Source organism: uncultured Ellagibacter sp. (assembly GCF_934636505.1).
Taxonomy (GTDB): domain Bacteria; phylum Actinomycetota; class Coriobacteriia; order Coriobacteriales; family Eggerthellaceae; genus Ellagibacter.
In genome coordinates, this window is the sequence record NZ_CAKUAL010000003.1 from 23183 (window position 1) to 34494 (window position 11312).

Genomic DNA, 11312 nt, shown 5'->3' on the forward strand with positions numbered 1-11312 from the left:
GCGCGGCGTTGCGCTTCGCCGTAATTGCACGGCGCTGCGCCTTGTCGGGGCTGCATGATCTTGCGTCTTGCCGCTAGCACGAGGCTTCACGCAGACGCTTTCCGCGCGGCCTCCCGCGTCGACACCCCAAAGATACTCGATGCATGTTTCCCGCGCGTTTCGTCTAAGTTAAGGTTGGGAAGGGGGCGCCTTTTCCTTGAGTGACCCGTTTTCGCGACACGGGACATGCGGGCCGCCAGTCTCAAATCACCCTATCACCTCCTTCTTCCAAAAACTTTCCGCAGAGAGGTTGAAGCCTGTCGCCTTCGCGCATACAATACGGGCTAGATGAATTCTGTTTCAGGGCGGGGTGAGATTCCCCACTGGCGGTAACCAGAAGGCAGCATGTCAAGCTGGAAGTCCGCGACCCGAGCAGATGAGGTGCCCACCGCGCTTCGTTCGCTTGGCTGATCCGGTGAGAATCCGGGACCAACGGTTACAGTCCGGATGGAAGAGGCAGAGAATCGCAGCGCGCCGCGGCAATTGCCGGGCGTGTCGTTGATGCGTATTCGCGGGCCCGTATGCAAAGGAATTCATACGGGCCCGCTTTTTTGTGCAGGGTGAGAAGCGGACCCGCAGAAACCCACCTTGCGAAAAGGAGGCTGTCATGTCAGCCACACAAGCAACCAAGCAGGTCGAACTTAAGAACACGAACCGCTGGAGCACGCGCCAGCTCGTCACCATGGCGCTCATGTGCGCCATCGCCGCGCTGTTCTCCTTCATCCAGATTCCCCTTCTGCCGGCCGCGCCCTTCCTCACCTACGACCCCTCGCTTATGCCCGCGATGGTCTGCGGCTTCGCCTTCGGCCCGGGCGCAGGCTTTGTCGTCGGCGCGATCGCGGCGGTGATTCACGGCCTTATCCTGGGCGAATGGGTCGGCTCGCTCATGAACATCTGCGCGACGCTGTTCTTCGTCGTCCCCGCGGCGCTCATCTACAAGAAGATGCACACCCTGAAAGGCGCCGTTCTCGGCCTCATCGTGGGCGTCGTATGCGCGACCGTCGGCGCCATCATCACGAACCTCACGATCGGCGTGGCGTTCTGGTATGGCAGTGTTGACGTCATCATGCCGCTTTTGCTTCCCGCCGTCGTGCCCTTCAACCTCATCAAAACCGTGCTGAACTCGCTTCTGACGCTCATCGTGTACAAGGCGATCTCGAACCTCATCACTCCGAAGAAAAACCAGGTGAAAGGCCGCTAAGCCATGACTGGGAAGCCTCTGCTCGAAGACCACGCCGGAAATTCCGCCCCCGCGTCCGCCGAGGCGCCCATCATCTGCGTGCGCGACGTCTCGTTCACCTACGACGGCAAGGCGTTCGCGCTCTCGGGCGCAAGCGCGCAGGTCGAGCGCGGCGAGTTCGTGTGCATCCTCGGCGGCAACGGATCGGGGAAATCGACGCTTGCGAAGCATCTGAACGCGCTGCTCGTTCCCGATAAGGGGCGGGTGGAGGTTTGCGGCATGGACACCTCCGAGCGCCAGCACACCTATGCGATTCGCCAGAGCTCCGGCATGGTCTTTCAAAACCCGGACGACCAGCTGGTCGCCTCCCTTGTGGAAGACGACGTGGCCTTCGGGCCCGAAAACCTCGGCGTCCCCACCGCTGAGCTGCGACAACGCGTGGCCCAACGCCTCGAAGACGTCGGTCTTTCGGGGTTTGAGAAGCACGAGACGCACGCGCTTTCCGGCGGGCAGAAGCAGCGCGTCGCCATCGCGGGTGCCCTTGCGATGAACCCGGAGATCCTCATCTTGGACGAGGCCTCCGCGATGCTCGACCCCCGGGGCCGCAAGGGCCTCATGCGCGTCGTGCGCTCGCTTAACGATCAAGGCATGACCGTCGTCATGATCACCCACTTCATGGAGGAGGCCGCCCTCGCCGACCGCGTCATCGTTCTCGACGGGGGGAAGGTGGCGCGCGTCAGCACGCCGCAGGAAGTGCTTGTCGATGTCGATGCACTTTCCGCCCTCAACTTGGAGGTTCCATTCGCAGCCGAACTTTCCCAGGCGCTGCGTCGAGCTGGCGTCCCCGTGGCCGCCGCCGTAACCGAAGAGGCTCTCGCAGAAAGCGTGTTTTCTGTTTTCACCTCGCACGCAGCTGCCGCAAGCAGTGCGCACGAGAATGCAGCGCCCCAAGACTCATCGGGAGCAAAAACGCTCACTGAGAAGGCGCCCGCATCGCCTTTTGCACCCAAAGCGGACGCAGCCGCAGGAGCGACCGACTGCGCGAAGTTCCCCGCTTCTCCCGCAGAGCCCACAGACGGCGATGTGCTCATCTGGCTGAAAAACGTATCGTTCACCTACGACGCCGCCGAGGCGCGCCGACAGCGCAAAGCAGGCAAAAAACCTGCCCCTAAACAGGCGAAATGGGGAAACTCCCCCGAGGCGCTCTGGGCGCTCGACAACGTTTCCCTCAAGGTGCGCAAAGGCGAGTTCTTAGGCATTGCAGGGCATACCGGCTCGGGCAAGTCCACCCTCATCCAGCACATGAACGGCATTCTGCACCCCACAAGCGGCCGCGTCGTCGCCTTCGGGAGCGACATTGCGGAAAAGGGCGCCGCCAACGACGTGCGCGGGCGCGTCGGCGTGGTGTTCCAATACCCGGAAAACCAGCTTTTCGCGGCAACTGTGGCAGAAGACGTCGCCTTCGGGCCGCGCAACCTGGGCCTTTCAGAGGAAGAGGTCAATGCGCGGGTCGAGCGCTCCCTGCGCACCGTAGGGCTTGACCCCGAGGAAATCGCCGCGCGCAGCCCCTTCGAGCTCTCGGGCGGCCAACAGCGCCGCGTGGCGTTCGCGGGCGTGCTCGCCATGGAGCCTGAGGTGCTCGTGCTCGACGAGCCCGCCGCAGGGCTCGACCCGAAAGCGCGAAAATCGTTCCTTGACATGGTGTCTTACCTGCACAAAGAGGGGATCACCGTGGTTATGGTGTCCCACAATATGGACGACCTCGCGAATCTCTGCGACCGTGTTGCGGTCATGAGCGAGGGAAAGCTCCTCATAGAGGGAACGCCTGCCGAGGTATTCTCTCGCGCTGACGAGCTGACCGCCGTTGGGCTTGCAACCACCTCGCCCGAGCATTTCGCGAACCTTTTGCGCGAGGGAGGACTCCCTATGCCGCATGAGGGGCTCGCCTCCGAAGACTCGATCGTCGCCTATCTGCGAGGTATCATATGATGCGCGGATTCTCTTTCGGAAGCTATGTACCAGGAACAAGCCCCGTTCACAAGCTCGACGCGCGCGCGAAGCTTTTGCTCGGGTGCGCGTTCATCGTGATCACCCTGAACGCGAGGTCCTTTCTTGCGCTTATTCCCGTGGCGCTGTTCGTGGTGGGAGCCTACGCCCTCGCCCGCATTCCCGCAAGGAAGGCTTTGCGCTCGCTCGCGCCGCTCATGTTCATCGTCGTGATCGCGTCGATCATGAACCTGTTCGTCGTGCAGGGCGGCCCTGTCTACTTCGAATGGGCGTTCATCCGCGTAAGCGAGCAGGGTGTCTTCACTTGCCTTTTGATCGCCTGCCGGCTTTTGCTCATGATGGCGGGGATGAGCCTCGTCACGCTGACCACGATGACGCTCGACTTGACGGAGGCCTTTGAGCGGCTGCTGTCCCCCTTCGCGCGCATCGGCGTACCGGCGCACGAGATCGGCATGATCATGGGCATCGCCCTGCGCTTCATGCCGCAGTTCGCAACCGAGTTCTCGAGCATTCGCGAAGCGCAGCTCGCGCGCGGCGCGGGGCTGAAAACGAGTCCCCTGCGCGGCGTGCAGATGCTCTCGTCGCTCATGACCCCCTTGTTCACCAGCGTTTTCCGTCACGCCGAGACACTTTCAGCGGCCATGGAGGCGCGCTGCTACCACGGCAAGGAAGGGCGCACGAGGCTCCATCCGCTAAGCTTCGCCCCTCGCGACGGCGTTGCCTGCGCGCTCGTCGTCGTCCTTCTAGCGTGCGTGATCGCGGCGAACGTCCTGTTGTAAGGCTGCGGGGAAGGACATGCATCCATCCCGCAGATTATTTCGTACCCTACCGTTTTGAAAGGAACCCCATGACCGGAAACGAAAAGATTCTGCAGTACTTAAGCGCCGTGCCCGCGTGGTATCTCGCCACGAGCGTGGACGACCAGCCGCACGTGCGTCCCTTCAGCTTCGCCGCCGAGCAAGACGGCAAGATCTGGTTTTGCACCGCGACAACCAAGGACGTGTGGGGTGAACTCGTCACTAATCCGAAGTTCGAGGCAACGGCCTGGTGGCCGGGGCATGGCTGGCTTATCCTCCGCGGGCGCGCGGGGCTTGAGGACACGGTCAACGACGACATCCGCTACGCTGGCTTCGCGCATTTGAGCGGGCTTGGCGAGACCTACGACGGGCCGAACGACCCCACGCTCACGTTCTTCAGCGTGGAGGAACCGCAAGCTTGGATTTGCAACCATGAGGAATGGGTGCCCGTCGAACTCTAGATGGGTTTTGCGCCGAGCAACCCTAGGCAGTCAGTCGTTTTGTGGCACAATAGCAAAACGAAAATCAACGAAGGAGAACGGCTCATGGCAAACGGCATCGAAACGGGTACACGCCCCGTCAATTTCCGTAAAGTTGGCATCGTGGGATGCGGGTTCGTAGGATCCGCATCCGCGTTCGCGCTGATGCAAAGCGGGCTGTTCTCTGAGATGGTGCTGATCGATGTCGACCGCGACCGCGCCGAGGGCGAGGCGCTCGACATCGCGCACGGCATGCCGCTCGCATCGCCGGCGAACATCTACGCGGGCGACTATGCCGACATCGCCGACGCCGGCATCGTGATCATCACAGCGGGCGCAAACCAAAAGCCCGGCGAGACACGTCTCGACCTGGTCAGCAAGAACGTGAGCATCTTCAAGTCGATCGTGCCGCAAATCACGCATAGCGGGTTCGACGGCATCCTTGTCGTCGTGTCGAACCCGGTCGATATCCTCACTTACGTAGCGCTCAAACTCTCAGGGCTGCCGGCGAACCGTGTCATCGGGTCGGGAACGGTGCTCGACACCGCGCGCTTCAAGTATGTGCTCGGCGAGCATCTCGGAGTCGACCCGCGCAATGTCCACGCGCGCATCGTCGGCGAACACGGCGACTCCGAGATCGCCATCTGGAGCCTTGCGAACGTCTCGGGCATCCCGATTGATGTCTTCAGCCGCCTGCGCGGGCGCGAGCACAGCGCCGAGACCATGGCAAAAATCGAGAACGACGTGAAAAACTCGGCGTACGAGATCATCGAGAAGAAGCACGCCACCTATTACGGCATCGCCATGTCCGTGAAGCGCATCTGTGAGGCCATCGTGCGCGACGAGAAGCCCATTCTTCCCGTATCGAACCTGATGGAAGGCGAATACGGCATTTCCGACATCGCGCTTTCGATGCCCGCCGTTGTTGGAGCCGAAGGTATCGAATACAAGGTTCCCGCGCCTTTCTCCGATGACGAGCAGGCACGCCTGCGCGCATCCGCCGAGGTGCTCAAAGGCGTCATCGAGCAGCTTGACCTGTAGACTGGCTTGCAAAACGAACGCGGCCGCACCTTCTCTTTTGAAGATGCGGCCGCATTTTTAGTGACAGTCACCTCGATTACGGGCGCGCTATCAGGCTATTTGCCCTTCGCGGGCTCGTCGAAGGCGCCGGTGCAGTGCGGGCAGCGCGTCGCGCCCTCCTTCACTTCCTCCAGGCAGAAGGGGCACACGGGCGGCTTCTTTTCTTCTTCCTTTTCCTTGCCCGCGAGCTTATCGGCAGCCTCCTGCGCCTTGTTGACGGCCTTCACCAGCAAAAACACGATGAACGCCACGATGAGGAAGTTGATGACCGCCGAGATGAAGGCGCCGAAGTCAATTTCGGTACCCGGCACCACCAGCCCCGAGAGCTCGCCCGGAGTGCCGCCTGCGATAAATGAGATGAACGGATTAATGATGTTGGTAGTGAGCGCCGTCACGATGGCCGTGAACGCGCCGCCGATGATGACAGCGACCGCCAGATCCATCACGTTGCCGCGGTTGATGAACTCTTTGAACTCTCCCAGGAACTTCTTCATGCTCTCCCCTATCGGTGGAAATGGAAATACGGGAACGTATTGCGAGATACTATAGCAAAAAGTCCCGCACGCCTTTCGTCAAGTACAGCAGTCTGCTTTTCGCCGAACGCAAAGGGGGTCGCCTGTTATTTACGGCTCCCAAGCTCTGCATTGCATTCCGCGAGCATTGCCGCAAAGCGCGCGACATCGTCAGGCGTTGTCTCGCCCGAGAAGCTCACGCGCAGCGTCGTGTTACCCTGCGAAAGCGGGATGCCCGCCGCCTGGAGCGAGAGCGGATGCTTCTTGCGCCAGGTACCGGCAGCCACGTGCTCGTGGTTCGACTCGCATGCCGATGCGCGCGACACGTAAACGCCGCGATCGCTGAGGTACGCGACCGACTTCGCGTTGCGCAGCCCGGGCACGCTCACGCTCACGATGAAAGGGGACGCGTCCTCGGGCGAGTTCACGATGGCTGTGGGAATAAGGCGCGCGAGCTCGGCGCGGATCTGCGCGTTCAGTGCGCGCACATGTGCGAGGGTTTCCTCATGCTCGGCCTGCGCCAGCTCGACGGCGCGCGCGAAACCCGCAGCAAGGAATACCGGCTCCGTACCTGAGCGAAGCCCGCGCTCCTGCCCGCCGCCGAATGCGTTCGTGTGCAGCTTGACGCCATCACGCACATACAGCGCACCGATACCGCGCGGCCCGCCGATCTTGTGCGAGGCGACGGATGCCAGCTCGGCGTGCCACTCGCGCGGTTTCGGGGAGAGCTTGCCGAACGCTTGGGTGGCATCGACGTGGTAAAGCGCGTCGGGGGCAAGCTCGTCCCGCATGCGGCCGATCTCCGCCGAGGGGAAGAGGTAGCCCACTTCGTTCTGCACGTTCATGATGGTGATGAGCGACGTGGGGCTTTCCGTGAGCGCATTGCGCAGTTGCCCCAGGTCAAGCCTGCCATCGATGGCATCGATGTAGGTGACTGGCCAGTCCTCTTCGCGTCGCATGCCGCGCACGCTTCGCGTGACCGACGCATGCTCGAGCGTCGAGGTGATGATCTTGACAGGGTTGTCGCGTCGCGCCGAGCACACGCCTCGGACGGCAAGGTTGTTCGATTCGGTAGCCCCCGAAGTAAAGTACACCTCGCCAGAATCGACCCCGAGCGCACCTGCAATAACAGCACGGCTCTCCTCGAGGACTTCCTTCGCGCGCATTCCCACGGCATGAACCGACGAGGGGTTTCCCCATGCGTCGCGCATCACCTCGTTCATGCGCTCGATGACCTCGGAACGCGTAGGCGTGGTCGCCGCGTTGTCGAGGTAGCTTTCAGTTATATGGCACATAGCGGTTTCATTCACCTTTTTGCTCTTGTCTTGGTATCTCTCCCGTGCGATACGCCTTGAGCAGCCGCTCAAGATCTGCGATCTCGCGTTTCATCTGCTGCCCCTCGTCGGTGTCCCCCATGAGCGTGCGCTTCTTCACCTGCTCCACCATATGTCGGGACGAGTGGATATCGATCTCCTTCTCTATCGCGGCTTGAGCCGATTCCAAAGGCTCATGTGCTGCCAGGATGAACCCGTAAGAGTTAGAGATGAGCGTATAGCCGGCAATTCCCGTGGTCGGCTGGTAGGCCTTCGAGAACCCGCCGTCGATCATTATGACCTTGCCGCCGCATTTCACAGGGTCTTCGCCGTCCTTCACCTTCACGGGAACATGCCCGCAGATGATGTGGGAGGTTTCGGGGTCAAGCCCGAAATCGCGGAAGATGTTCGCGACCACGGCCTCGTCGTCGATCAAGGTATAGAAGGGGTTCTTTACTTCCTTGCGGGCGGCCTTGTCAGCAATGAGATAAAGCTCGAAGGTGGCCATCTTGCTCTTTGCGAACAACGGGCTGCCCTGCCCGAGCCACAGATACCACAGCATGTCGCGCCCGCGGCGGCGCTCTTCCTCGTCACGGCTGAAGAACGCAGCGCGTACGTGGCGCTCCATCACGTCGTAGAGCGCACGGCCCTTGTACGTCTTGCCGCAAACGTCGACTTCTTTGAGAGAGCCGTCAGCATTGAGCGGCACGCAGGCGTGGAAAAGCAGATTGCCGTTGTGAACCTTGTACAGGCTTCCCGCCTCCAGGAAGAACTGCATATGGCGACGGAGCTTCTCGCATCCGGTGAAGGCGGAGACGAGGCGCTCCATCACGTCTTGCTCGGCGGGCGTGAGGGCGTAGGGGTCCTTCGGGTCGATGGTCGGGAACACCTTGTCGGTGAGCTCGTATTCGGTGCCGTCGAGCATCACCGTGCCACGCGCGTAGTCGATCTTGTCCAAAAGCTTGCGGTCGTCGAGGCCGAAAGCCGGGTTCTCGTCGATGAGCTGGCCTTCTACCTTGAACTGAATGATTGCCATCGCCTTTTGAATCTTCACGTTCATCTCGAGCTCGGAGGGAGGAAGATTGGGATTGCCCTTGAGCGCAAAGCCGACGCACGGGTCGTCGGCGTAGGCGTCGAGCGCGAACGTGGCGAGCGGCAGGATGTTGATGCCGTAGGCGTCTTCCAAGATGGAGAGGTTGCCGTAGCGGGCGCAGTTGCGCACCACATGCGCGATGCAGCCACGCTGCCCGAGCGAAGCGCCCATCCACACGATGTCATGGTTTCCCCATTGGATGTCCACGGAATGGTACGCCATGAGCGCGTCCATGATGGTGTGCGGCGCAGGGCCGCGGTCGTAAATGTCACCGATGATGTGCAGCTGATCTACCGCGAGACGCTGGATCATGGTCGAGAGCGCTTCGATGAGCGCGATGCCACGGCCCGTGCGCACCGCCGCATCGATGATGGCGCTATAGTAGGCTTCCTTGTCGACGCCATGGCGATCTTCGGTCAGAAGCTCTTCGACGATGTAGGCGAACTCGCTTGGCACGGCGCGGCGGATTTTGGAGTGCGTGTACTTGCGCGCGGCGCGCTTGCAGACCGCGACGAGGCGCGGTACCGTGACGGCGTACCATGCGTACTCGTCTTCCACCTGCGATAGTGCAAGCTTCGCTTTCTCGCGCGGGTAATAGATAAGCGTGGCGAGCGCGCGCTTCTCGGCGTCGGTGAGCGTGTCGCCGAACACGTCGTCGACTTTCAGGCGAATCGAGCCTGAGCCGTTGCGCAGGATATGCGAGAAGGCTTCGAACTCGCCATGGATGTCAGAGGCGAAGAATTCCGTCGATTTAGGGAGATTCAAGATCGCCGACAAGTTGATGACCTCAGCAGATGCCTCAGCAATGGTGGGAAACGATCGGGAAAGCAATTCGAGATAGCGCTTTTCGCCGGCTTCCATGGGCTCCTCCTTCTTGCTTGCGCGTACGGATTTCATGGTACCTGGTTTCTGTGCTCGCAGGAATGAGCGATATAGCAAAGGCAAGATTGCTCGGCGAGTCCCGGGCAACTGGGAAGGGGTTTCCCTTCCCGCCCGTATGCCCGCTGGTGTGGCGGCAAGTCCCGGGCGCGCGCCTTTTTGCCGCCCGGCGAGTTCCAGTCCATTCTCGTGCCGCCCTTCAGTCCCCCATTTCGCTCGATTCCTTATACACGGCGACGCGCAAAAGGGCCCCGAGCAAGGTCGTGTACAAAATCGACGATAAGTTGTGAAGGAATGGTGAAGTTAGCTAGTAATTCGGCTAATCTGTCCCGAATTTGTCGCATGCAAGCGAGATTCGAACCGAGTAATTCCTCATTTTTATACTATTTGGGTAATTGCACACAGTTTCTTCGCAACTTATCGTCATTTTTGTACAAGCTCCCGGGAAGAGAGGAGCGGAGGGGTGGCGATGCCTGTCGTCGCCCTTCGCCCATCCGCGCGCAGGGGAAGAAAGGTTCGAAGGATGGCGATGGAGAGAAGGAAAGGGAGGCGGAAGAAAGACCCCGATTGCTCCACCCGCCGCAACCAACGTTCCCTTCAAGAGCCGCGACATAACGGCAAAGAAAAAGCCCCATTGCTGGGGCTTGATTTCGAGATGGTGGACCGTCGGGGACTCGAACCCCGGACCTTGGGATTAAGAGTCCCCTGCTCTACCAACTAAGCTAACGGTCCAAAAGTGCATATGTCAAAGATACTGCGCGCGCTGGGGTGGGTGAAGGGATTCGAACCCTCGACCTCCAGAGCCACAATCTGGCGCCCTAACCAACTAGGCCACACCCACCGTGGCGCAAGTTGATATATTAGGGCAAAACTACCTGCAGTGCAAGATAAATTTCTAAATATTTTGCCTTTCACAAAATAACGGTTGCTACCTGGCGTTTTACCACGACAGAAGCTCGTAGCCGTCGTCGGTCACCACAAGCTGCACTTCCCACTGCGCCGAAGGCTTGCCGTCTGCCGTGCGGATCGTCCAGCCGTTAGGGTCGGACATGTCGATCTCGTGCTCCCCCGCGTTGATCATCGGCTCAATGGTGAAGCACATGCCTGGCACGAGCACCGGGCCCGTCCCCGCTTCGGCAACGTGGCTCACGAACGGGTCCTCGTGGAACTCAAGCCCGATGCCGTGCCCGCCGAACTCCTCGACAACCGAGAAGCCGTTCGCATGCGCATGCGCGGAGACCGCGGCGCCCACATCGCCCAGGTGCCCCCACGGCTTTACCGCGGCCAGACCCGCCTCGAGCGCCTCCTTCGTAACGCGAACGAGCTTCTGCTTTTCCTCATCGACCTCGCCGATCATGAACATGCGCGAGGAGTCGGAGAAGTAGCCATCGAGAATCGTGGAGCAGTCCACGTTCACGATGTCTCCCTCTTTGAGCACGTCTTCCTCGGAGGGAATGCCGTGGCAGACCACCTCGTTGATGGATGTGCACACGCTGTTGGGGTACCCCTCGAAGTTGAGGTCTGCCGGCGTACCACCGTGCTCGACGGTGTAGTCGTAGATCCACTTGTCGATTTCGGCGGTGCTGACGCCTGCTTTGATGTGCTCGGCCACGTAATCGAGCACGCCGATGTTGATGGCTGCCGACTTCTTGATGCCCTCGATGTCGGCGGCGGTCTTCAGAAGCGAACGATGGGGCACCTCTTCGCCCTGCTCATAGAGCTCCTGCAAACGCTCGTCCAGGTTGAGGTGGCATTTTTTGTATTTCTTCCCGCTGCCGCACCAGCACTCGTCGTTGCGGCCAGGGCTCTTCATTCCGTCGAACATGCTCTGCCTTTCTACAGGGCGCCTCGCTCAGGCGCCGTTTTGTGTCGCCCTCCATTGTAGCCTTTGGGGAATACGGGAGATATGGAGAGTTCAAGCAAGATTCTTTCC

9 protein-coding genes, 2 tRNA genes and 1 riboswitch are annotated in these 11312 nt (G+C 60.8%); of the genes, 5 read left to right on the forward strand and 6 right to left on the reverse strand.

Annotated elements, in window-relative coordinates; translation table 11 throughout:
• Positions 1–331 precede the first annotated feature (331 nt).
• Positions 332–502, forward strand: a riboswitch (FMN riboswitch).
• A gap of 144 nt (positions 503–646) precedes the next feature.
• The 5 genes from Q0G18_RS00680 (at position 647) to Q0G18_RS00700 (ending at position 5543) form a co-directional block, all read left to right on the forward strand.
• Positions 647–1240, forward strand: coding sequence for an ECF transporter S component (locus Q0G18_RS00680; protein ID WP_297148531.1), 594 nt, complete (start codon positions 647–649; stop codon positions 1238–1240).
• A 3-nt stretch (positions 1241–1243) separates the two neighbouring features.
• Entirely contained in the window at positions 1244–3208 is a 1965-nt protein-coding gene (locus tag Q0G18_RS00685; protein ID WP_297148533.1) for an energy-coupling factor transporter ATPase, read from the forward strand.
• Positions 3205–4005 (forward strand): energy-coupling factor transporter transmembrane protein EcfT, encoded by an 801-nt coding sequence (locus Q0G18_RS00690; RefSeq protein WP_297148536.1) that lies wholly within the window; start codon positions 3205–3207, stop codon positions 4003–4005. The genes Q0G18_RS00685 and Q0G18_RS00690 overlap by 4 nt, the downstream gene beginning before the upstream one ends.
• A gap of 68 nt (positions 4006–4073) precedes the next feature.
• The gene (locus tag Q0G18_RS00695) at positions 4074–4484 is read left to right on the forward strand and encodes a pyridoxamine 5'-phosphate oxidase family protein (RefSeq protein WP_297148538.1); all 411 of its coding nucleotides are present in this window, start codon (positions 4074–4076) and stop codon (positions 4482–4484) included.
• An 84-nt stretch (positions 4485–4568) separates the two neighbouring features.
• Positions 4569–5543 (forward strand): L-lactate dehydrogenase, encoded by a 975-nt coding sequence (locus Q0G18_RS00700; RefSeq protein ID WP_297148539.1) that lies wholly within the window; start codon positions 4569–4571, stop codon positions 5541–5543.
• Positions 5544–5638: 95 nt separating this feature from the next.
• Here Q0G18_RS00700 and mscL read toward each other — a convergent pair whose 3' ends face one another.
• The 6 genes from mscL to Q0G18_RS00730 form a co-directional block, all read right to left on the reverse strand.
• Entirely contained in the window at positions 5639–6076 is a 438-nt protein-coding gene (mscL, locus tag Q0G18_RS00705) for a large conductance mechanosensitive channel protein MscL (RefSeq protein ID WP_297148541.1), read from the reverse strand.
• Between the two features lie 125 nt (positions 6077–6201).
• A complete protein-coding gene (locus Q0G18_RS00710; protein ID WP_297148542.1) occupies positions 6202–7389 on the reverse strand; it encodes a cysteine desulfurase family protein in 1188 nt (395 codons plus the stop codon).
• Positions 7390–7396: 7 nt separating this feature from the next.
• On the reverse strand, positions 7397–9361 hold the full coding sequence (locus Q0G18_RS00715) for a fructose-1,6-bisphosphatase (protein ID WP_297148544.1): 1965 nt from the start codon (positions 9359–9361) through the stop codon (positions 7397–7399).
• 674 nt (positions 9362–10035) lie between these two features.
• Positions 10036–10111 (reverse strand) — tRNA-Lys (locus Q0G18_RS00720).
• Between the two features lie 32 nt (positions 10112–10143).
• Positions 10144–10220: transfer RNA gene (locus tag Q0G18_RS00725), tRNA-His, on the reverse strand.
• Between the two features lie 99 nt (positions 10221–10319).
• Positions 10320–11204, reverse strand: coding sequence for a methionyl aminopeptidase (locus Q0G18_RS00730; RefSeq protein ID WP_297148546.1), 885 nt, complete (start codon positions 11202–11204; stop codon positions 10320–10322).
• Between the last annotated feature and the right edge of the window lie 108 nt (positions 11205–11312).